This window comes from Scytonema sp. HK-05 (assembly GCF_963872035.1).
In the GTDB taxonomy this organism is placed as follows: domain Bacteria; phylum Cyanobacteriota; class Cyanobacteriia; order Cyanobacteriales; family Nostocaceae; genus Kalymmatonema.
Genome location: NZ_CAWMYC010000151.1, coordinates 24110 through 48543, shown reverse-complemented (window position 1 = coordinate 48543; position 24434 = coordinate 24110). Strand labels below are relative to the sequence as shown.

The 24434-nt window shown below is 45.2% G+C and carries 14 protein-coding genes; 11 read left to right on the top strand and 3 right to left on the bottom strand.

Going from position 1 to position 24434, the window contains the following annotated elements; translation table 11 throughout:
* The first annotated feature begins 40 nt into the window (after nt 1-40).
* Nucleotides 41-1849: a beta strand repeat-containing protein gene (locus tag AACT52_RS35065; protein WP_073635043.1), complete on the top strand. Its 1809-nt coding sequence runs from the start codon at nt 41-43 to the stop codon at nt 1847-1849.
* Between the two features lie 177 nt (nt 1850-2026).
* Here AACT52_RS35065 and AACT52_RS35060 read toward each other — a convergent pair whose 3' ends face one another.
* Nucleotides 2027-3118, bottom strand: coding sequence for an RNA-guided endonuclease InsQ/TnpB family protein (locus AACT52_RS35060; RefSeq protein WP_073635042.1), 1092 nt, complete (start codon nt 3116-3118; stop codon nt 2027-2029).
* A 617-nt stretch (nt 3119-3735) separates the two neighbouring features.
* Here AACT52_RS35060 and AACT52_RS35055 point away from each other — a divergent pair.
* Together AACT52_RS35055 and AACT52_RS35050 are read left to right on the top strand one after the other, a co-directional pair.
* Complete coding sequence (locus AACT52_RS35055; RefSeq protein ID WP_158054905.1) at nt 3736-3879, top strand: hypothetical protein; 144 nt, start codon at nt 3736-3738, stop codon at nt 3877-3879.
* A complete protein-coding gene (locus AACT52_RS35050) occupies nt 3876-7889 on the top strand; it encodes a two-partner secretion domain-containing protein (RefSeq protein ID WP_083630722.1) in 4014 nt (1337 codons plus the stop codon). The genes AACT52_RS35055 and AACT52_RS35050 overlap by 4 nt, the downstream gene beginning before the upstream one ends.
* Nucleotides 7890-8692: 803 nt before the next feature.
* Here AACT52_RS35050 and AACT52_RS35045 read toward each other — a convergent pair.
* Nucleotides 8693-8992, bottom strand: coding sequence for a WGxxGxxG family protein (locus AACT52_RS35045; RefSeq protein ID WP_073635040.1), 300 nt, complete (start codon nt 8990-8992; stop codon nt 8693-8695).
* A gap of 584 nt (nt 8993-9576) precedes the next feature.
* Here AACT52_RS35045 and AACT52_RS35040 point away from each other — a divergent pair.
* The 7 genes from AACT52_RS35040 to AACT52_RS35010 all read left to right on the top strand — a co-directional run bounded on the left by AACT52_RS35040 (nt 9577) and on the right by AACT52_RS35010 (nt 20481).
* Entirely contained in the window at nt 9577-10122 is a 546-nt protein-coding gene (locus tag AACT52_RS35040) for a COP23 domain-containing protein (RefSeq protein ID WP_073635039.1), read from the top strand.
* A 122-nt stretch (nt 10123-10244) separates the two neighbouring features.
* Entirely contained in the window at nt 10245-13499 is a 3255-nt protein-coding gene (locus tag AACT52_RS35035) for a serine protease (protein ID WP_233154146.1), read from the top strand.
* 198 nt (nt 13500-13697) lie between these two features.
* Nucleotides 13698-13862 carry a hypothetical protein gene (locus AACT52_RS35030; protein ID WP_158054902.1) on the top strand — a complete coding sequence of 55 codons (165 nt, stop codon included), beginning with the start codon at nt 13698-13700 and terminating at the stop codon, nt 13860-13862.
* Between the two features lie 228 nt (nt 13863-14090).
* Nucleotides 14091-14396 (top strand): hypothetical protein, encoded by a 306-nt coding sequence (locus AACT52_RS35025; protein ID WP_143172947.1) that lies wholly within the window; start codon nt 14091-14093, stop codon nt 14394-14396.
* 276 nt (nt 14397-14672) lie between these two features.
* Nucleotides 14673-18593, top strand: coding sequence for a CHAT domain-containing protein (locus AACT52_RS35020; RefSeq protein ID WP_073635036.1), 3921 nt, complete (start codon nt 14673-14675; stop codon nt 18591-18593).
* Nucleotides 18594-18635: 42 nt separating this feature from the next.
* The gene (locus AACT52_RS35015) at nt 18636-19004 is read left to right on the top strand and encodes a hypothetical protein (protein WP_073635035.1); all 369 of its coding nucleotides are present in this window, start codon (nt 18636-18638) and stop codon (nt 19002-19004) included.
* Nucleotides 18997-20481 (top strand): hypothetical protein, encoded by a 1485-nt coding sequence (locus AACT52_RS35010; protein WP_073635034.1) that lies wholly within the window; start codon nt 18997-18999, stop codon nt 20479-20481. The genes AACT52_RS35015 and AACT52_RS35010 overlap by 8 nt, the downstream gene beginning before the upstream one ends.
* A gap of 93 nt (nt 20482-20574) precedes the next feature.
* Here AACT52_RS35010 and AACT52_RS35005 read toward each other — a convergent pair whose 3' ends face one another.
* Nucleotides 20575-22530, bottom strand: coding sequence for a serine/threonine-protein kinase (locus AACT52_RS35005; RefSeq protein WP_073635033.1), 1956 nt, complete (start codon nt 22528-22530; stop codon nt 20575-20577).
* Nucleotides 22531-23113: 583 nt separating this feature from the next.
* On the opposite strand from AACT52_RS35005, the gene AACT52_RS35000 reads away from it, so the two are divergent.
* The gene (locus AACT52_RS35000) at nt 23114-24421 is read left to right on the top strand and encodes an efflux RND transporter periplasmic adaptor subunit (protein ID WP_233154145.1); all 1308 of its coding nucleotides are present in this window, start codon (nt 23114-23116) and stop codon (nt 24419-24421) included.
* Nucleotides 24422-24434 lie beyond the last annotated feature (13 nt).

The window sequence follows — 24434 nt, the reverse complement described above, 5'->3', positions numbered from 1 at the left end:
GTGATTTGAGGAAGCCCACACTATACCGCTTACGGTTAGTGTGGGAGGATGTCACCCAGGTATCCAAACGTTTGGCGATATTCGCCTCTCACAGCAGGCATTAGCTGATGCCAGTGGTTCACTAGGCGGCTCGATTGCGGTGCAAGGTAATCGAGTTTCGTTGACCGATGGCTCACTTGTGTTAATTCAAAATCAAGGTGAGCAAGCGGCGGGAAGTCTGCGGGTCAATGCTGCCGATTCTTTGGAACTCAGTGGAATCAGCCCTAGTGGTCAGTTGAGAGGTGGGTTGAATACTGAAACAATCGGCAGTGGGCGGGGAGCCGATATTGCCGTGTCAACCCGCCAACTTTTGGTTCGAGACGGCGCAGGAATCTCTACTCCCTCCTATGGTGCAGGTCGCGCAGGAGATGTAACAGTTGCCGCTGCTGATTCAGCACAATTGATTGGATACACATCCAATTTCGTCAGTACCATCAACGCTTTCGCTGTCAGTTCTGGAAACGGAGGAAATATCACGCTATTCACCCAACGCTTAAGCCTTCTCAACGGAGCCATCATTACATCTGGCGCAGATACAGGTAGTGGCAATGGAGGAGATGTGACGATCAATGCAACTGAATCGGTAGAACTGATTGGAGTAGGGACGTCCACACTCAGTAACGTGAGTTCCACTTCTAGCTTGAAAAGCACTGGAAATGGTGGAAATGTGACAATCAACACGTCCAAGCTGGTGGGTCGCGACGGAGGAAGCGTCAGTGCTTTGACCTTCGGGACGGGGAGAGCGGGGAGTGTCACGATCAACGCCACCCAATCAGTAGAATTCAGCGGTATCGGACAACTTCCTCTTACCCGTATTCTCTTTCCCAGCCAGGTGAGTGCTTCTGCCCAACTTCTTCCACCAAGTGTGTTTTTTCCCAACCCACCTATCCCCAATCAAAACTCTGGCGACGTGACCATCAACACGGGACGCTTAAGCGTGACCGATGGCGCAAAAGTGGATGTGAGTCATGAAGGCACCGCCAGCGCGGGCACCTTACGCATTAATGCCAACTCCATCGTGCTCGATCGCGGCGGCACGATTACTGCTGCAACCGCATCCGGGGAAGGGGGCAACATTGACCTCAACGTGCGAGATTTCATCCTGCTGCGAAACAACAGTCCGATTACAGGTTCTGCGGGTGGCACGGGCAATGGTGGCAACATCAGGATTAATACATCCTCACTCGTCGCCGTTCCCAATGAAGATAGTGACATCCGTGCCAACTCTGTGAACGCTCGTGGCGGTAACGTAACGATTAATGCGAATGGCATCTTTGGCACTCAGTTTCGCCCTCAAGATACTCCTAGTAGCGACATCACCGCCACTGGAGCCAGTTCTGCTCAAAGTGGCACCGTCCAACTCAACATCGAACGACTTGACCCCACCTCCGGCTTATTCCAACTGCCCACGACTGTCGTTGATGTATCCCGCCTGATTGCGACTGGCTGTCCTGCTGACGAAGGCAATTCCTTCGTTATCACCGGGCGGGGTGGCTTACCGCCCACTCCTGAGCAAGAATTGGACGATGATGCCGAGTGGCAAGACCGACGCAGGTTAACAGTTGGTCAGCAAAACGAAAAGCTGCCCACACCCCAAACGCCAGCCACTCGCACCCCAAACCGTTCGGGGTTCGGCAAGCTCACCCGAGCCGCAGAGTTCACGGCGAAGCCCAAATCCTACACCCCAATCATCGAAGCAACCGGATGGCAGAGAACTCCCACCGGAGAAATCATCCTAGTTGCCACCACACCTGATCCAACGGTGCAACATCCGTTGAAGCAGCCAGTTAACTGCAAAAGCAGGCAGTAAATTGCTTACAGCGCTTTTCAAGTAAATAAACCACTCTGTAGGGGCACGGCATAGAACAACCGTTATATAATTCCTACCCAAAGCTACCCATTACTCGAAATATCTAGCTTGGGCTTCGATTAATTCCTGCTTCACTCTGGTAACGTCGGCGTTATCCAGTCCACAGGCTCTCACCGACTAACTGCCGGATGCGTACAAACTTAGATTGATGGCTGCGTTTAAATCGCGGTCAATGACAAAACCGCAATGCTCGCATTCAAACACTCGCTCAGACAAAGTGAGTGAATATTTTTTGTTTCCACAGTTTGAGCAAGTTTTGGAACTTGGGAACCATCTATCAATCACGATAAGTTTGGAACCATACAGTTCACACTTGTAAGTTAATTGACGCCGAAACTCAAAAAATCCCATACCTTGAATGCTTTTCGCCAGTTTATGATTAGCCAACATTCCTGATACATTGAGGTCTTCAATCACTATCGTGCCGTGGTTCTTAGCAAGCAATGTTGTCAACTTGTGTAGTGTATCTTTACGGATGTTAGCTATCTTTTTGTGCAATCTAGCAATTTGTAATTGCGCTTTCTTCCAATTAGCTGAACCGATAACTTTATGCCGATTCAACCACTGCATCCTGGATAACTTGGCTTCATACTTTCGGTAAGACTTTGAAAGAGCGATTACCTCACCAGTAGACAGTGTGGCAAGGTTCTTAACACCGAGGTCAACGCCTACAACGTTGCTGTTGCTTTGTTCGCGATGTTCTACATCAAATCGGAAACTGATAAACCATCTGTCCGCCTGCCTGCTGATTGTGCAAGACTTTGTTAATACTTGAGGTAGTCGTTCATAGGTTTTGAGAACACCAATCACAGGTACTTGGATTTTGTTATTGCCAAGAATTTTGAGTGTACCTTCAAGCGTAAAAGAGTCGCGTTTACCTTTTTTCTTGAATTTTGGAACGCCAGATGTTTTATTGAAACAGCGTTTCCATGATTCACGCAAAGCCATCAATGCTTGTTGTGGTGTAGATTTACTACATTCGTAGTACCATTCATGTTCTGACTTCACTAATGCTACTAACCATTTGTGAAGGTCAATCGCAGTAGGGAATTTGATTTTGGAATCAGGATTTGCTTTGTTATGCTCAAGAATCTGCTTGGTTAAAGCTAGTCCCCAGTTCCATGCGTGACGAGCTACTCCACAATGCTTTACCAATGCTGTACGTTGGTGGTTGTTTAGTTTCAGTTCTGTTTTGAATCCGAGTAGCATGGTAAACCTTTAATCCATTCTCTGAGTGCTTGCGATTTGTTCCATCCTTGACTTTCCGCATAAGCTTCAAGCTTTTTTAATTCCTGTTCAGTTAACAATACTTTTAACCATCTATCTCTTTGCGGCATAATCCTTTGTTCTAGATAATAGTCATAGTATGCCTATACGATGACTATGATAAGAGTAGTAAAAACCGCACAGAAACCGAACAAATATTAAAAAGCTACCCAAAAATGACTAGCAATGGGTAGCTTTGTCTAGGAATTAAGTTACAGTTTCTAACCCCTACAAAAATCTGTGGTTCAATAGATATCTCCAGAAATTAATTTTGCGTTGTCTACAATCCTTGTAGAGACGCGCCATGGCGCGTCTCTACATTGTTTTTCACTCCTATGTCTAATTAACTGAAAATAGCTGTAAGTTGAAGCTAACTTACTTATCTTGCATGGTCTTATTGTGCAAAACTTAAGATAATGATACTCACAAGAGCGAAGAACAGACATCTGCTGATGTCAGCACAAAGAGTGTGTATACACATTTGGCTCGCAACTTTGAAATGCTGCATTTCGCCATTTCAACTAAGCTAGCGGCAATCATCACGAACACAGGCAATCATCATGGCGTTCAAGCGGGGATTGCCAATTGGTAAAAGCGCGATTGCTGCTATGCAAGCCATTGGCAAGGGAGCGCCCGCCTTCACAGCGATGCTCCTCAGGAGCATCGCATCGAACAATCCTTATGCTGGAGGCAAGACAAGATGAGCAGGTGGCATCTAAATACATCGGTTTTGATGGGCAGTGCTGTGTGGGTACTCGGTTGTGTTCAACCGATCGCAGCTCAAGTGATTCCCGATAACACGCTGCCAGCAGCAGAGCAAACGCAAGTCTCCGGCAATCCCAATTTCCAAATTGACGGCGGCGCAAGGCGGGGTGGCAATCTGTTCCACAGCTTTCAGCAGTTTTCTGTCCCCACTGGCGGTACTGCCTTCTTCAACAATGCCGCCGATGTGCAGAACATTTTCAGCCGCGTCACAGGTGGGTCAATCTCTAATATTGATGGCTTGATTCGGGCAAACGGTACTGCCAATCTATTTTTGCTCAACCCGAATGGCATTCTGTTTGGTGCAGGTGCTCGACTCAATATTGGTGGCTCATTTATTGCCAGTACTGCCAACAGCATCAACTTTACTGATGGCTTTCAGTTCAATGCCACGAATCCTCAAGCTGCACCTCTGCTAACAATCAGCGTTCCCATTGGTTTGCAATATGGAAGCAACCCTGGAAGGCTTCAGGTACAGAGGTCGAATCTACAAGTAAATCCCGGTCGAACCTTAGCACTACTTGGAGGAAATGTCAGTCTAGAGGGAGGGCAGCTCCTGAATCCGGGAGGTCAAGTCGAGTTGGTAGGAGTGGCGGGAACGGACACCCTGGGGCTGAATGGGGATGGCGCTAACCTGAGTTTAAGTGTTCCTGAAAGTGTAGCACTTGCCGATATATCCCTAACCAATGGCTCACTCGTGGATACCCGTGCTACCGGCGGTGGGAGTATTGCCATTAGTGCTCGGAACTTAAATCTGTCGGAAGGCAGTCAACTGCTGGCAGGGATTTCCGGCGTGGGTTTACCCAACACCCAGGCAGGGAATATTGAAATTAATGCGACAGGGACAGTCACAGTAACAGGAGACGGCAGCAAGATTGCCAATGAAGTGGAATTGGGAGCTGTAGGCAATGCTGGTAACGTCAATATCACCGCCGAGTCGCTTTTCGTAACAAATGGTGCTCAACTGCTTGCCAGCACTAGAAGTCAGGGAAATGCAGGCAATTTCAATATCACCACTGGTTCTCTTGATTTTAAAAATGAATCTTTATTAGTTGCCAACGCCAAGGAAGAGGGAAATGAGGGAAATGCAGGCAATATAACGATTAACGTTCGCGATGCTGCCACATTCGACTATGGAGTTAGGGTATATACCGATGTCACAGGGAAAGGTCGAGGAGGCGACATCAACATTACCGCTGGGTCACTTGCCATAACAAATGGCTCTCACATGCTTGCCAGCACCGCAGGTCAGGGGAATGCAGGCAATTTCACTATCACCACTGGCTCTCTTCTTGTTAACAATGAATCTTTCTTCGCTGCCAGCGCGAACGGACGGGGAAATGCAGGCAGTATAACTATCAATGCCGGTGGTCCCGTCTCAATTGAGTATGGAGCTAAGCTATATACCGATGTCAATGCACCTTATTTATCTAACGTTGCCAAACAACCGGTAAAAGGTAACGGAGGTGACATAAACATTACCGCTGGATCGCTTGTGGTCAGATATGGTGGTCAACTGGTTGCCAATAGCTATGGAGACGGGAATGCAGGCAATATCTCCATCACCACAGGCTCGCTTTCTGTCACCAATGAAGCTTTTTTAACCGCTAGCGCGAATGGACGGGGAAATGGAGGCGATATAACCATTAACGCTAGTGGTCCCGTCTCATTTATTGATGGAAGTAGCGCATTCAGCAATCTTGGATTTTGCCAAACCAACACTATCGGATGTAGCACCAGCACCGACACGGTAACAGGTAACGGCGGTAACATTACCATCAATGCGTCATCTCTCAACCTGATTAACGGCTCTTTCTTGGCTACTGGAGTTGGTGATAATTTTCTAAACAGAAAGGCGCAGGGGAGTGCCGGAAACATATCAATCCAGCTAAGAGATGGCCTCTCCCTAGACCAGAGCTATATCACTAGTCGGGTTTTTGCTAATGGTATCGCTAATGCTGGAAACATCGACATTCGAGCTGGGTCTGTCTCCTCTTCTCAGTCTTTGATTTCTGCCAGCACTCAAGGACAGGGTGATGCTGGCGGGATTTCCGTGTTAGCTACAGATTCAATCGTCCTAAACGATAGCGATATCTCCACTGCCGTGCAAGAAGGAGCAATTGGCAACGCCCGAGGGATTAATATAACAGCGCGATCGCTCACGTTAACTAACGGTGCTCAATTGAATGCGGTCACCTCAGGAGAAGGAAATGCAGGTGATATCCTCATTAATGCATCTAATAGTGTCAGTGTTTCTGGGACTAATACGACAGCTCCTCCCATAAAACTTTTCAATTACACTCCACCTAGATTTACATCCCCTCCAGAGTTTGTCGATGGAGTTTCTAGCGGTATATTCACCAGTACCAATTCCTCGGGAGTTGGCGGCAAGATCGAGGTAAACACAAGTGCTTTTAGCGTTTCAAACAGTGCGGTCATTGATTCTCGGACTACAGCTAATGGCCCAGGAGGAGCAATCTTTATCAATACGAATACGTTTGAAGCAATATCGGGTGGGCAGCTAACTGCCATTACGTCTGGTAATGGAACTGCGGGTAACATCACCCTTAGAGCGACTGACACTGTAAAAATAGCTGGCAGCGATCCATCCTACTCGGCGCGACTGGCTCAATTCGGTTCCGAAGTCGATATTTACAGTAAACCGAGAGTGGAAAGTATTGGTGCAGCCGCTGGGTTGTTTGCAAATACAGAACCCTCTTCCGCAGGGCGCGGAGGTAATATCCAAATTACGGCTGGGCAGTTAACTGTTCAAGAGGGTGCCCGCTTGGTGACTAGCACTTCTGGTAGCGGACGGGCAGGAGACGTCACACTCAATGCCCCAGATATCCAACTGTCTGGTGCTGCCAGTGGGCTATTCGCTCAGACCACCACTGCTGCCGATGCAGGCAACCTCACCATTCAGCCACAGGGGAACGGGCAACGTGTCCGGGTGAACCTTCAGGATGGGGCACAAATCTCTGCCTCCACCTCTGGCAGTGGTCGTGGGGGACAACTGACCATTACCGCTCCCAATTCAATTACGCTCACAGGGGATGGTTCGGTCATTGCGGCTGGAACAGGTGGCAGTGGTGCGGGTGGCAACTTAACTCTCACAACCGACACCCTCAACATCCAAAACCAAGCAGAAGTGACGGTCAGCAGTTCCGGCACAGGCAGTGCCGGTTCCTTGTTCGTGAATGCCAATCAAATCTATCTCGACAACCAGGGCAGAATTCGGGCAGACACAACGGGCGGTGGGGGAGATATCATTCTGCGATCGCCCCTAATTCTCTTACGAAACGGCAGTAACATCACAACCAACGCTAAGGGCAGCAACATTCCCGGTGGGAACATCGCGATTGATACCCGGTTTCTCGTGGCTGGCAAGAGTGAAGATAGCAATATCAGCGCCAATTCTGAAGATTTTCGCGGTGGGAATGTCAGCATCAATGCCTATTCGATTTTTGGCATTCAACCGAGTCCTCAACCCACCCCCAGTAGCGACATCACCGCCACGGGAGCGACCGATACCTTAAGTGGCACGCTTGATGTCACTACAGCAGGAATTGACCCGGCGGCTGGTTTAGTTGAATTACCGACTGACTTTACCGACCTGTCGCGGTTGATTGCTACTCGCTGTCCTGCTAACGAAGGCAATTCCTTCGTCATTACTGGTCGCGGTGGCTTACCGCCCACTCCTGAGCAAGAATTGGACGATGATGCCGAGTGGCAAGACCGACGCAGGTTAACAGTTGGTCAGTACACCCCACAGCTGCCCACACCCCAAACGCCAACCACTAACATCCCAAACCCCAAATCTTACACCCCAATCATCGAAGCAACCGGATGGCAGAGAACTCCCACCGGAGAAATCATCCTAGTTGCCACCACACCTGATCCAACGGTGCAACATCCGTTGAAGCAGCCAGTTAACTGCATTGGCAGGCAGTAAACTAGACTTCTTGCATTCATTCCAAAAAAAAGAATAATGAACCACGCATGGGACAGAGATGGAACCTACATTCCCCAATCTTGTCTATTGTTCAATACGGTTTAGATAAGACTAGAACCCTTATCAGGAAGACAATGTAGAGACGCGCCACTCTCGTCTCTACACGCATGATTTTTTACACATCAACCTTAAGTGAACCACAGATTTTCCTAGGGACACAGCACTGCCCATTGGTGCTAGCTTAAGCTAAAACCCTTCTAAAATCTTATTTCGGTGGTCTAAGCAGGAAATGCGGTTGGGGAGGCTAGTACCGCTGCGCGGAAGTCAAAAGTCAAAAGTCAAAAGTCAAAAGGCTGATTCTGTGGGCTTTTCGCTGCTTTTGAATGGTAGCTTTATTTCCGCCGTCGTGTACTAGTAACGCAACTTAGGGAGGCAGAGGCTCCCAATGGTATTCCCAGCCAGAGACTGGGAACAAGACAACCCTAGCTTTAGCTTGCGCTAAAACCTCCCCTCCCCGCTTGCGGGGAGGGGATTGAGGGGTGGGGTAATACCAACGTGGAATCAATGGTTAAACATTAAGTTGACACGCATAGGAACTACCCATTGGTGTCAACTTAAGCTAAAAATTTTTCCTGACAAGCATTTGAGCATTTTTCTATGTACCAGTCAAAATCAAAAACGCTCACCTTCTTGATGTGAGCGCAAGTTTAGCGATTGTGATGATTGTAGTCAGCCGCTGGACGTGGTTGTGTAGAGCAACGGCTTTCGGTGCAACTCATTAACACCTTGGAATGCACTTAATATTAATAGTTAGAGCGGTTGCCTGAGGTGCCCACGACATCACGGTTACTATAAGCTACAGATTCATCAGCTTTGCGGCTCTTGCGACCAAACAGACCAAACAGACCGAGCAAGCCCAACAAACCCCAATCGCCATCCTGATAATTTCCATCAGTTGCAGAGCGCTCTGTATTGGTAGTTCTAACAGTGCCATCGGGAGTGGTAGTTGTTTGGGCAGAAGCAGGCAGAACAGCAGGTAGGGTAGCTAAACTGAGGGCTAGAGCGCTAATACCCAAAACTTTAGAGACATCAAAGCGTTTCACGTTCAAATTCCTCAATTCAATGATTGCAAGTATTTAATGACATCTTATTAAGTTCCACTCAAGCCAGAATCAATCCTTGGCTGGAAACCTATATCTGCTTGAAGTTGCATCTGTATGATCAAAAAATACCTCGTAAGGAATGACGCCTTTTAGAATCAACCTCTTCCAGTCATCCATCAGTATAGAACAACACAGACATCAGGAGAAATACTGCCTTGGTGCGTTCTGATCTCGTATCTAAGCCCCATGAAAAATCGATTTTTGCAAGAGATACGATGAACTTTGTTCATAAGCGTTGGATGAAAATGTTTCTTCCCCGTTCTGCCTTATTTCCAAGTGAAGTCTAATCTAGAAGACAGTAGTAACAGAAAAATAGATTGTATCTTTAAAGACTTAAGTTAATCGGTGAAAAGATTATTTTTCACAATTATTCAAGATTGATATTATAATTGATAATAAAAGAATAATGCAGCAATTAATACTAACTAACAATATTTTTTGATTTCCTACAGACGTTTGGGATTTACTGATTTCAAGGATGTAGTTAATATAACTTCTTAGTTTATAGGAAGAATAGCATCACTATGAAAGCCAAATTATTTGCAAATATGCTAATTGCCAATGCGATCACGAAGTGGGCGCTCTGCGGCATCGCTCTAGGCAGCATCGCTACTATGAGTCAGCCCAGCTATGCTCAAACAAATATATACTTTTGTGGTATAAATAGGGACGGCGTACCAACGACGTATGCGCGAACCGCAACAGGAAGGAAAATTCCAGTCATTAGCTGGCAAAGAAATTGGAACAATAAATTTTCTGCAAAAGAACGCTGTGAGGTCGTCTCTGCCAGATTTCAAAATGCTTCGGTTAACGGTGTGCTGAATTACCTGACAACTGGAAATATGAATGGTCAAAAGGTTTTGTGCGCCGCGAGTCGATATGGCGGTACTTGCAGCCTTTTGCTACTCACACTTAGGGCAGATGACGATGCTGGTCAAGTGATTGAAAATCTCAGGCAAATGGGTTACACCGCTAGCGGTCCGATTGTTCAATCAGATGATAACTCTCCCCAAGTTTATATTGACATGAATCAGTTACTACGAGAAGAACCCGCTAACGCCGCTAAGTAGGATATTCTGGTTTAAATACATCAAAGAATGCATAGTTCACCATCGGGAAATAGGAAAACAAGGACAATGACCCTGTGTATTTAAAAATTTCAAATTCAAAAAACAATTTTGAATTGTGAATTTTGAATTTTGAATTCCCCCTAGGGCTGATCCCTATTTCCCGAATCACTAAATTGACACTCATGGGACATGGGCAAATGGATTGTCGGTTACTGACTTTGGTCGTCTGGGTAGGCGCGTTATGGATGCTGCCAGTACAAAGTCTTTATATCAGTATTTCTGCCCCCAACCTTTATGCACGGCAGCAAATCTCCCAGTTATCCCAAGAGCAACTGCAGAAGCTAGCTCAGTCCATCACTGTCAAAATTATCTCTGGAGAAAAGGGCGGTTCGGGGATATTGATTCAAAAAGACGGTTCGCTGTATACAGTTTTGACAAGTCAGCACGTCTTAGAAGCCGGGAAACCCCATCTGATTAATACACCCGATGGTCAAAATCATCCAGCCCAGTTGGTCAAAGATGTAAATTATGATAACAAGGATTTGGTTTTATTGCAGTTTCGTGCTCTGGGTAACTATACCGTAGCTTCCTTAGGAAGTTCATCAACCTTAAAAGAAGGTGATGAAGTATTTGCTGCGGGGTTTCCCTTTGAAGAGGATTCATCTAGTTCAAGGCAGTTTGTCACGCATCCCGGACGTATTTCTCTGTTGCTAGAACGCTCCTTGAAAGGGGGCTACCGGATTGGATATACCAATGAAGTTGAAAAAGGCATGAGCGGCGGACCAGTGCTCAATAGTGATGGTAAAGTCATTGGTATCAATGGCATCCATGCTCAGCCTTTGTGGGGCGATCCGTATGTGTATGAAGATGGTTCCCAGCCTAATGATGCTTTGCGCGAACGGATGCGGCGCTCGAGTTGGGGAGTTCCTATTGAGATATTATCTCAGCTAGATCCCCCAATTATTCCACCAGAAAACCCGCAAGCAAGGAATACAGTTCCTAAATCGACAGCCACATCCACGCCGTTGGTGGCAACTCTGGTTAACAATATTGCCAAAGAAATTACAGTGTTAATCAGTTGGCAAAACAGTCATGGCTCGGGGGTAATTGTTGCCAAGGAAGGTAACACATACTATGTTCTCACTGCTGGTCATGTGGTACGAGGTAAGAACGACTTAAAAGTCGTAACTCCGGATGATCAGGAGTATGCAGTAAACACTAACACCATCAAAACTTGGGAAGGAACAGACTTAGCGCTGTTGCAGTTTACCAGCAACCAAAGTTACCAAGTCGCTACCCTAGCTGACTATGACTTAGAAAACGAAGACAGAGTGGTTTTTGTGTCTGGGATGCCCGCATCAAAAGAAGCTACCACAAAACCAAACCGTCAGTTTAGTGCTGGATTGCTGTACGGTGGAGGAATTGATCGCGCCAAGGATTCTCGTTCTTTTGCTTTTGGTTATGAACTGGTTTATACCAATTCTACTGATAAAGGGATGAGTGGCAGCCCAGTGTTAGATAGCTTGGGTCGAGTGATTGGGATTCATACAGCAGCCGAAGGAGAACCAACGTTAATTAAACAAAAAACTGGTGAGGAACGCGAAATCCAACTGGGTTACAGCTTGGGTGTGCCTATCCGTAGCTTTTTGGCACTGGTACAGCAGGAAAAATCCCAGATCAAGTTCAAAAAGCACACCACAGTACCACCGCGATTGACCGATCCACAACAAGACGCAATTATCACATCTGCTCTGAATGTAGCATCACCCGGTAACAGCCGTGATGAATTTGAGTGGCTCAGTTATGGTAATAAACTATTGCGATCGCAGAAATATGAAAAAGCAGTAGATGCATTTGAGCAAGCAATTCAAATCAAACCAAACTTGTCTCAAGCTTGGTATGCACGCGGACGCGCACAGCGTCTACAGCAAAAATATAAAGAAGCACTGCAATCTTTCAACAAAGCAACGACATATAATCCAACATACGATCCAGCGTGGCGTGAGTTGGGCGATACGCTTTTCGCCTTGAATCGATACGAAGAAGCACGCCAAGCGCTAGAAAAGGTGATTTCACTCAAGCCAGATGAATTCATCGCTTATCGAGGACTATGCAATGTCTTGGGCGAATTAGGGAATTACCCAAAAGCGATTCAGGCTTGCGATCAAGCGATTAAAATCAATCCCCAGCCTTTGCAGTACATTCTCCGGGGTGATATCCGTATCAGCATGGGAGACACCAGCGAAGCAATTAAGGATTTTAACGAAGCTTTGCGCCTTCAGCCTGACAATCCCTTTGCATACCGACAGCGGGGTGTAGCAAGATCGAGTGAAGAAAATTATCAAGAAGCGCTTCAAGATTTAAACAAAGCGATCGCCCTTCAGCCTGACAATGCGTATGCCTACGTTGATCGGGGAATTGTCCAGGCGATGATGGGAAACCGCAAGGCATTTATTCAAGATTTCGAGAAAGCTCTGCGCCTTGAGCCTGACTCGGCTGCTATTTATAATAAGCGGGGTACTGCTCGCTCTATTCTGCAAGATAACAAAGGAGCGATTGAGGATTACATCGCAGCAATTCGCTTTGCTCCCCAAGCAGCTTATCTTTATTATAAAAAGCTTGGTGATGTCCGAACTAATGAGAAAGACTACAAAACAGCGATTGAAAACTATAGCGAAGCGATACGCCTAGAACCTAATTATGCCCCCGCTTACGTTGGTCGGGGGATTGTTCAGGCTATCATGGGACAAACTTCATTTACAGAGGATTTTGACACAGCTTTGCGCCTCCAGCCTGATAACGCTTGGGTGTACAGTTACCGAGGATATGCTCGATTTCTGCTGAAAGATAAACAAGGAGGAATTGCGGATTACGACAAAGCCATCAGTCTTTTTCCTCAAGTAGCATACTTATACTACACGCTCCGGGGTAATGCCCGACAAGAACAAAAAGACTATCAAGGAGCGATCGCAGATTATAACGAAGCGATTCGCCTCAAGCCAGATTTTGCCTTAGCTTACAACAACCGGGGTTTAGCGCGTGTACAAGAGCAAGGTTATGCAGGAGCGATCGCTGCTGCTAATCAATCTATTCGCCTCAACTCCAACATTCCTAAGGTGTTATATATCAACCCAGAGTCTCAACAGAATACACAGGATACTCAGAAAGATTATGAAAAAGCGATCGCTGATTTTACAGAAGCGATTCGCTTGAAACCAGAGCTTGCCTTAGCTTATAACAACCGGGGTTTTGCGCGTTTGCAAGGAAAAGATGACAAAGGGGCGATGGAAGATTTCAAGAGTGCGATCGCCCGCAAGCCGGATCTTGCCGAAGCTTACAACAACGGGGGTATTGCACGTCTTTTGCAAAAAAATTAGCTCTTCTTCGTGTATTTTGATTAAGTCTCCACATTCGCAATATGGGAAAGGCACGTAAGTAGCAATCGAACAAAAATGTACGCGCTTACGTAAAATGTTTGCAGGAGTAATGTTACGCACTGAGCATCTGTGAGAGGTTAAGATAAAGCGCCTTTATGCCGTTTATTGTGATATTGCCCTAACTCATAATTTGTTCTTATGGTCGTCAACCAGGTGCTGATGACTCTTGATCCAATAGCCAATAGCTTGTCTGTTGCATTCTCAAACTTCGGTAAGATTGATAGAACAAATTTACCAGTAGTCATTGTTGCTTCGTGCGTTGTCGTTGTAGTTGGCGATCGCACTCCCCAAGGGCTGGTCTAATTGCTTTTTCAAAGTTTTATTGCAGATTTCCTTAAAACTGCATAAGTTGCTTTTACTTACCCCTATGTATACTATTTGGATTATTTAAAATGACCAATATTGCTATCTATCCAAAGAAATATTTTTGTCATTGTTAATCTCTTTAGGAAGATTTTTATTAACCAGTGGTGTAAGAATGATATTGATTAACCCTTAATCATAGACAAATCCAAATCTCTTACAAGAAGAATGATGAAAGCCATAAAACTTTCTGTATTGTTTATTGCTTTGATGACTGGGATGCTCAATGTGCCTGAAGCTCAAGCTCAAACTCAACGACAATCTCTACAACAAGCTCAACAAAAAGTTCAACAACGACCTCAAGGGAGGATTAGGACACCAAAGCCACCTGGTCCTGGGTTCACTCGACCGGTGACAACTATGATGCAACAGCTGCCTGAGGTTTTGCCTAAGGTGAAACCTAGTTCCATAAAAGTACCCGTAAAGGGAAAGAATAACAAACAAGTACTTAAAGCACCTTCAACTGCTGAATAAGGTAGTAGTTGGCACTAGTGGGTTGTTTGTAAAAACTACTAGTGTAGTTGAAGGAGCAATGATAACTGTTGCAAGTATATAATTTGTCCTGCTTGTAACAGCATTCAAACTTGGAAAAAGAGTCATCATCTGATAAAGAGTGCTATTAATCTAAATTCTGTGGTCACCAGTTTTTTAAGTACTACTTCCAAAAAACTAGAAAATCGCATTGGAGGAATTTAGTATTTTGTAGATCACTACAATGCATTCTTACCTGTTTAGGACTACCATAACAAAATGTGGCAGGAGCTTTTCAAAGATTTTGTTTCTAAGCTAGCCCGGATAGAAGATCCGTCCAGCACTTTACCTCAAGAACATTCATCAGAAGTTGCTACTAACACCTATCTCAATTTCCTTTTGCTGATATTGCAGGCAACTGAAGAGAGTGATGGCAATGAACAAGTGGTGTATCCACTACTGCAAACAAACCTAGATAAATTGGATGATAACTTAATTCAGTTGCTGCAAAAGTGGGTAATGAGTATTCTGTCCGAAGTAGAGTCAGATAAGCAAAAGCATATTGCAAGAGTTACTTTGAATTTTAGCCTTTTAATTCAGAATTTCCCTTTAGACAGCAAAGAACTCAACAAAGATATAGCGATTGCTGGTTACAAGATAGCACTGAAGGTCTACACCCGCTCTTCTTTCCTAGCAGATTGGGCAAGGATTCAAGAGAATTTGGGCGTTGCCTACTTAGAGCGGAGCAAAGGTGAGACAGCAGAAAATCTGGAACAAGCAATCGCCGCCTTTGATGCTGCCTTAGAAGTTTATACCTGCTCCTCCTCTCCAGAAGATTGGGCAAGAACCCAAGCATATCTCGGTATTGCTTACTTGTACCGGAGCAAAGGTGAGAAAGCAGAAAATCTGGAACAAGTAATCGCTGCCTTTGATGCTGCCTTAGAAGTTTATACCTGCTCCTCCTCTCCAGAAAATTGGGCAAGAACCCAAGCATATCTCGGTAATGCTTACTTGTACCGGAGCAAAGGTGAGAAAGCAGAAAATCTGGAACAAGCAATCGCCGCCTTTGATGCTGCCTTAGAAGTTTATACCTGCTCCTCCTCTCCAGAAGGTTGGGCAAGAACCCAAGTATATCTCGGTATTGCTTACACTAACCGGATCAAGGGCAAGACAGCAAAAAATTTGGAACAAGCAATTGCCGCCTTTCGTGATGCCTTAGAAGTTTATACCCGCTCCTCCTCTTCAAAAGATTGGGCAAGGACTCAAAACAATCTGGGTGTTGCTTACACTAACCGGATCAAGGGCAAGACAGCAAAAAATCTGGAACAAGCAATCGCCGCCTTTGATGCTGCCTTAGAAGTTTATACCCGCTCCTCCTGTCCAGAAGATTGGGCAATGACTCAAGTCAATCTGGGCATCGCCTACTTAGAGCGGATCAAGGGCGAGATAGCAGAAAATCTGGAACAAGCAATTGCCGCCTTTGATGCTGCCTTAGAAGTTTATACCCGCTCCTCCTTTCCAGAAAATTGGGCAAGGACTCAAGTCAATCTGGGCATCGCCTACTCGTACCGGATCAAGGGCGAGACAGCAGAAAATCTGGAACAAGCAATCGCCACCTTTAATGCTGCCTTAGAAGTTTATACCCGCTCCTCCTCTCCAGAGGATTGGGCAATGACCCAAGTCAATCTGGGCATTGCCTACTTGTACCGGATCAAAGGAGACAAAGCAGAAAATCTGGAACAAGCAATCGCCGCCTTTCGTGATGCCTTAGAAGTTTATACCTCCTCCTCTCCAGAAGATTGGGCAAAGACTCAAGTCAATCTGGGTATCGCCTACTTGTACCGGATCAAAGGAGACAAAGCAGAAAATATAGAACAGGCAATCACCGCCTTTCATGCTGCCTTAGAAGTTTATACCTCTTCCTTCCCAATTAGTTGGGCAATGACTCAACACAATCTGGGTATTGCTTACCTAAAGCGGATCGAGGGCGAGAAAGCAGAAAATATAGAACAGGCAATCACCGCCTTTCATGCTGCCTTAAAAATCTGCACCCGTTCCTCCTTCCGCAATCATTGGGCAATGACTCAAAATGAACTAGGCATTGCGTATAGGGAGCGAATCAAAGGCGAGAAAGCAGAAAATATAGAACAGGCAATCGCCGCCTTTCATGCTGCCTTAAAAATCTGCACCCGTTCATCCTTCCCCAATGATTGGGCAAGGATTCAAAATGAACTAGGCATTGTATACCGTGATAAGAAGCAAATTTCTAAGGCAATTCAATCTTTTCGGTTAGCTCTAAAAATTTATACACCTACTGCCTTTCCCATAGATTGCCTTAAGGTAGGACGCAATCTTGGTCAAACCGCTTTCCAGGCTAAATTATGGTTTGATGCAATTGAAGGCTATGATGCTGCGATTAGAGCCATCGAACAAAGCTGTGAGTGGGTTAGCAGCGAGGCAAAGCAACAAAAGTTACGGCAAGATGGCAACGATGTCTATACTTGCATCGTGCAAGCCTGCGTTAATAATCATCAGGTAGAGAAAGCAATTGAATACGTGGAGCGCGGCAAAGCCCGTACCTTAGTAGAACTCCTGGCTAACCGTAATCTCAACCCCAAAGGTGATGTCCCCCCAGAAGTTCTCGAAAAACTGCAACGTGTGAAACAGGAAATTCGAGCCAAACAACAACGTCTAGAAACTACTGATCGCAACAGCATTGAAGGTCTTCTCACCAGTGCAAAAATTCAAACTACCAGTAATGCTTATTCCTCCAATTCGGGTGCAATCAAGCTGCGGCAAGAGCTAAACGAGTTGCAGTCCCAACGAGAACAAGTGCTGGAGCAAATCCAGCGCATCGACCCCAGCTATCAACTCACCCAAAGAGTTCAACCTATCTCCTTTAGAGAAATTTGCGATAGCATAGATAACCATACTGCTATCATCGCTTGGTACATCACATCAGAGCGCTTTTTCACCTTCGTCATCACCCACCAAAACGCTCCCTACGTTTGGCAATCTTCTAGTAATGACCTAAAAACTTTGAAGCAGTGGTGGGATGAATATCTGAATGATTACAACACTCTTAGAGGCGACAAGGAAAATTCGCAATGGCAAGCTAAGCTCACTGAGCGCCTCGATCAGCTTTCAGCTATTCTGCATCTGGATGAGATTGTTTCCCAGATTCCACAGGTATGCAAGCAACTAATTCTGATTCCCCATCGCTATCTGCACCTATTTCCCCTGCATGCGTTACCTATCAAAAGGCAGGCGTCTCACCTACTAATAGAGGAAAACAGGCGACTTACCAACCCTACAAATGTATATTACCTCCTCGACTTCTTTCCTGGTAGCGTCCGCTACGCTCCCAGTTGCCAATTGCTGCAACAGGTGGAAAAGCGAGAATATATCATCCCTAATTCCCCTCGTTTCTTTGCCATCCAGAATCCTACCAAAGATCTAGGATTCGCCGATGTTGAAGTACAAACCATAGAACGTGTCTTTAAACCCAACAGCCACATTTTCAAAAACGAAAAGGCAACTAAAGCTGCTTTGAATCAAACAAACCTCCGCGATATCCACTATACTCACTTTTCCTGTCACGGTTTGTTTAACTTCAATTCACCCTTGCGCTCTGCTTTAATATTGGCAGAATCCGTGGTAAAGGAACTAACCCCCGCTACAGCAACCGAATGTCAGCCTTGGTACAATGGTAAATTATTAGACACACAAAAATGCCTTACTCTGCAAGACATCTTTGAACAGATGGAATTACCCCATTGCCACCTCGTCACCCTCTCGGCTTGCGAAACTGGCTTAACTGACTTTAAAAGCCTCAGCGATGAATATATTGGCTTTGCTAGCGGCTTTTTGTATGCAGGTAGTCTCTGCGTTGTCTGCACTCTCTGGAAAGTTGATGACTTTGCTACAGCTTTCTTAATGATTAAATTTTATCATAATTTGCAACATTTATGGGGAAAATCTGCCATTTCTAAGGCAAAATATCCTATAGTGGCACAAGCTCTAAACGAGGCGCAGCATTGGCTCAGGCAGGTGACAAAACCAGAATTGCACAAGTGGATACAACAGCTGGAGCTAGACGAAGATCAGATGAATGACATAGAATTGCGCTTGAATCTATATGACGAGCAACCTTTTGTTGAACCTAAGTATTGGGCTGCCTTTTGTACGATTGGACGGTAAGATCAGTTTGAGGATAAATTCAACTGTACTCACGAAATTGCTATGGGACAAGAAGCTATTCGTATAATCAAAGATTTTGTAGAATTGCTTGCTAAAAAGCGCTCTGTTTTTCCTTTAGAAGCGTTGGCAGATTTGCCTCAACTAGAGCAAAATTTGGCTGGATTGTCAGATAACGATCCTTATCCAGTCGCCGAAACAGTAGTAAATTGGTGCCAAAAGTATACCTCGATAAAAGAAGCGTTGAGAACAGTACAGCGTTATGAAGTAGGAGATGAGGAGATTCCTCCAACCGATCCAAAATACGAAGAGATGATGACAAGAAATATTACTCTTCTTAAGCAAACAGTTCAAAGCGCGCAACTGCCATTACCCCCAACAACTGACTCAGATAAAAATAAGCAAAATGGCTGATAGCGTTCATGCTCCAAATATTCACCTATTTGCTTTTCATCTTTGGAAGAGTTTTACCCCAGATGCCATACCCTTTCAGCAAGATACTGAACTTCTCTGGCAAAAATGCAATGAAATTTTTAATAAGTTCGAGATTTCACAACAGCTATTTGTTCGCAATGACAACCCATCTGGTTATCGCGTCGATTGGCTCAAAGATGCAATAGATAAAAGCAAGGTTTTGACACCAAAGTTATCAGGAAAAACTCCTAAAAATCTAGAGTATCCCGAACAGTCTCAACTGGATGTTACTTGTGTAGTCTATCCCTTACGGATAGGGGATAGCTATGCTCTGGCTCTTAATATCCGTTGCCCTCAACAATTAGGTAATGATATTGTACACATTGCCAGATTGAAAGATTTTAATCCCGCTCAGTGTTTTCTGCCTAGTTTTATTGAAAGTAACTTGGGACAAACTCTAGTCATTACAGCTTTTCTAACAGAAGAGCAAAAGCAGCAAGATAAGAATTGGTTAACCAAGCTAGCTGACAAATGTGTTCAAAATTTTATTGGAGAAAAAAATAATGTAAAAATTCCACTTTGCTATCAAGCGGGGGAATTATTCGGTAGCCCTATTTTTGAGTATGGTCTTCCTGGGGAGCCTCACGATTACGGTCATATTCTCGTATGGCTTTTTTTTTCAGAAGAAACAAGTATCAAATTTGGTAGAGATTCTTATAAAAAATTACCAGATTTGTTTCTATACCGGAATAAAATCATTAAAGCTTATCAAGATAGCCATAAAGATTACGAAATAGCAATTCTCAAAAGTAAAGAAATTGAAGCAAGTATTAGAGAACTTAAAGAAATTCCAGAAGATACAACGTTGGATAAAAAAACATTAGATAATTTAAATACTAAAATTAAAAAATTGCTCCAATTAAATTTGGAATATTCTCAACTTCTGCGGAATATAGAGTTCTACCGCAACTCAATTAAAATTAATAATAATAATTATATAGAAAAAATTAAACAAATCAGCACCAACTTACCCAATGATGACCTGACTTTTTTGGAGGGGTTTAGCAAAACAAATGCTTCCCATTTCCAGGAACAAATACAAGCCGACTTGGATTATTTAGTACATACTTCTACATTGCTAGATAACGCGATCGCTACGATTCGAGGGATAGTAGAAATTAACCAGGCTAAACGCAACGAGCAGCAGGAAGAAAGGGACAAAGAACGCGATCGCGACTTTCAAATCACTGCCTTTGCTATAGGTGCTGGATTAAGCGTAGGAGGAATTGTCATCTCGGCTTCTAGTCAAGTACCTTCCCAAAATAATTCGCCTCTATTGCTGCCCTGGTCAAAGAATGCTTCTATTGTCCCCCATCCTTTTATTTTATGGGTTTTTGGCAGCATTGCTTCTGGAATCGTTGCAGCCTACCTAGCTTGGCAACTTACTAAGTGGTGGCAGAAACGCACCAATGATTGAGCCAGCAATTGATATTAGTGCTGACTTTAGGCTAGTTCCCGGTGCAAAACTGTTGAATAAATAAGATACGAAACTTGATTAATAAAAGTCCAGTCACCGAACGACCCGCCAAAGATTGATAGTCCCGTCAGTACAACCACTGGCAAGAGTTTTGCCATCGGGACTCAAGGCGACGGAAGTCACCTCTTTAGAAGGCGTCTTGAAAGTGCGAATTTCGCTTTTGCTTGGCACATCCCACAGTTTGATAGTATGGTCGCTACTACCACTAGCAAGAATCTTGCCATCTGAGGTGAAGGCAACAGAATTCACCGAGTAGGAATGCCCTTTGAAGGTGTAAATTTCCTCTCCGGTTGCCAAATTCCACAGTTTGATAGTGGCGTCAGCACTGCTACTGGCAAGAGTTTGTCCATCGGAACTTATGGCGACAGATCGGATCGGTTGCGAATGCCCCCTGAGAGTTTTGATGAGTTGCTTGGAAGATAAATTCCATAATTTAATTGTGTTGTCCTCACTGCCACTGGCAAGAGTTTGCCCATCACGACCAAAGGCGAGAGATTTAACAGCACCCGAATGTGAGTTCAGAGTAGCGATTTCGTTTCCCGAGGGCAGTTCCCATAGTTTGATATTTCCGTCAAAACTGCCACTGGCAAGGATTTTGCTATTTGGACTTATAGCAACAGACTCAACCGAACTTAAATGCCCGTAGAGAGTACGAATTTCCTGTCCAGTTAATAAATTCCACACTTTGATTGTTTTGTCACCATTGGCACTAGCAACAGTACGACCATCCGGACTGGTAGCGACCGAATGAACCGAACCAGCATTTGCTTCTAATGTGGCAATTTCCTTGCCAGTTGCCAAATTCCACAGTTTCAGTGTCGTATCAAAACTGCCACTGACAAGGGTTACGCCATTGGGAGTGGCACTGATGGCGACAGAACTCACTAAATTAGAATGCCCGTTGAGGGTTTTCATCAGGAAACTGTTTTGTGCCACTAAAAAGTCTAGGGGCTGAAAATCGTTCACATAACAAAATGCTCCAAATCCCAACAACACAATGGCACCACCTGCCAAAAGTCGCTTTCTCAGTATAGCTGGCTGCAAAGATGGTTGAATCGCTAGATCACGCACCAAGTCCTTGATCACTTCATCCGCTGACTGATAACGCTCTTGAATGTCTTTTTTCAAAAGCTTATCAAGAATTTCTGCCAAATCTGTACTTATCGGACGTTTTAAATGTTGCCGCCAAGAACCAACCCAGCTATAGCCATTTTCTGTCCAAAATATAGCTGGTGAAATACCTGACATTAAATGAAAGCACGTCGCTCCCAAACTAAACAAATCACTCGCTGGGTAAGCCTCACCATCCTGCATCTGTTCTAGAGGGGTATATCCACGTGTGCCAATAGTCGTTCCCGGTTTAGTCCGCACTGTGGCGCTCAGCTGCTTAGAGGCACCAAAATCAATCAGTACTAGCTCCCCCGCCCCGCTTGTTTTCCCGCCGCTTCCAGAGGGAGGCAGAGAGATTCGCCGCATAATATTTTGTGGCTTGATGTCCCGATGAATTACCCCGCGCTCATGGATAAACTTGAGAATCGGCAGCAAATCCAGCAAAACTTCCCGAATTTCTGTTTCGCCATATATTCCCTGTTGCCGCAACTCTTTGAGCAAAGTCTGCCCATCAATAAACTCTTGCACTAAATACAGATAGCTATCTTGCTCAAAGTAAGCTAGCAAGGTAGGAATTTGCGGATTTTTCCCTAATTCTTGCAATCGCTGAGCTTCTTGTTGGAATGACTCAATCGCCTTTTTCAAAGCCCATGTTCCCTGGACTTTCGGTGCCAATTGCTTGACAACGCAGCGTTCATTGAGCTTGTCTACATCTTCTGCCAAGTAGGTTCTGCCAAATCCTCCCTCATCTGAAAGCACCTTGATAACACGGTAGTGACCTCTCAAAAGCGGTATTAGTGGCGCGCCACAACTCTGGCAGTTCGTTATTCCGTCAGGATTGAGAGGATGTGGGCAATCGGGGTTGAGGCAGCAGAGCATCGTCTGGCAAGCGTGACTGTGTTGCCATCTATGATATTACCACTACCCTTTATTAGCTAACGAGTTTTCTGATTGCAAAGTTAGAATATTTATCAATACTTAGAAAGTTTTGACCGAATCAGTTACCAAGTACCCGCAGTATCAAGTACCCGCAGTAATAAACAAAAATCTTGGTACAAGCCCGTTCCGTTGTTCCCTACGGCGGGTTTACCGCCGTAGGGACTTCTCTCTGTTTTTAAACATGGAAGTACAAAAAATGTCTGCGCGAGATACGTAGTACGAGAAATACGGCGTCCTTATACAAAGCCCCTCAATTTATTGATGGGTGCGGCTGGTACTTGGTCACTGTTCACTGTTACACTCCCACGGTTACGCTTCCCTAAAACTGTGGAATTCTTGATTCATAGAAGCAGGACGAAAGTTAAGTCTGCTGTCCATACTTGAGAAGCTCATTCTCCTACTAAGGTTGGAGGATTTATTGTTCAGCCGTAGCTGTAATAATTTATTGTTCAGCCCTAGCTAATAAGTACGTTGCGTTCCTTACGTCTAGTTGATTTTGCCTGGGCAGTTCGAGGGTAAGCCAATGGAAACTCCTAAAATTAGTAATTCTTTACCTGGAAAGCTTTCAGGACGGCAGGGCTTATTGGTTGGGTTGGGGCTTGGGATAGTCTTGGCTGTTGGCGGAATGGCTGTGTGGTCTCATTTCCCAATTCAGCGCTCAGCTGCCCCCAATCAGACTAAGACCGCAGGAAATGCTAGAAACTCAGCATTGCCAGTGAAAGTTCAAAAAGTTGGCACTAGCACAATCGAAGAAAGTTCGGGTTTTGTCGGTGCGTTAGAGGCGCAACAAAAAGTCACGCTACAGCCGCAAATTCAGGGGCGAATTGAAGCGATTCTCGTATCTAGTGGTCAGCGAGTACAGAAAGGAACGCCCATCGCATCGTTGAGTTTGGATCAAACTCAGGCAAATGTTGCGAGTTCACTCGCAGCAACCAATGCAGCACAAGCAGCGTTAAAAACTGCTCAAGCAGAACTTCAACAAGCCGAAGCGCAGCGAACTAGGGCAGCCGCAAATGTTCAGCTTCAACAAGTACAGTTCAACCGCACCCAACAATTAGTTACCCAGGGAGCGCAGGCAAGACAGCAGTTAGATGTTGCCAGAAATAATTTACAAACTGCGATCGCCGATTTGCAAGCTGCAGACAAACAAGTTGCTGCATCCGGTGCAGCTGTTCGGCAAGCACAGGCAAATGTGCGCCAAGCCCAAGCAGGCACGGCTGCTGCGCAAGTCAATCTCAATCTCAAACGCGTGGTAGCACCCATCACTGGCGTAGTGGGTGAATTTCCAGTCAAGGTTGGAGATTATGTCAACACCGGACAAACCATCACCACAATAACGCAAAACGATTCGCTGGATCTCAATCTTTCTGTGCCCTCAAACCGATTGAAGCAACTGCGAATTGGATTGCCCGTTCAGTTACTCGATCCCACCACGCAGCAATTGCTCGGCACGGGCGCGATTAGCTACATTTCTCCAACAGTGAATTCTAATCAGCAGTCGGTTTTGAGCAAGGCACGCTTTGCGAATTCACAAGGGCGACTGCGCGATGGGCAATACGTTCAAGCTCGCGTGATTTGGAATCAACAACCGGGTATCTTGATTCCCACCGTTGCGATTTCTCGGATTGGCGGACAAAGTTTTGTATTTGTCACCGAAAACAAGACCGTAGACGGCAAACCGCAGCAAATTGTCCATCAACGTTTAGTGCGGCTCGGTGACATTCAAGGTACGAATTATCAAGTCCTCTCAGGGCTTCAACCGGGCGAAACGATTGTGACCTCTGGCATTCTCAAACTTCGAGAAGGCACACCAATTCAACCGCAATCTTAAATCCAGGACAGTC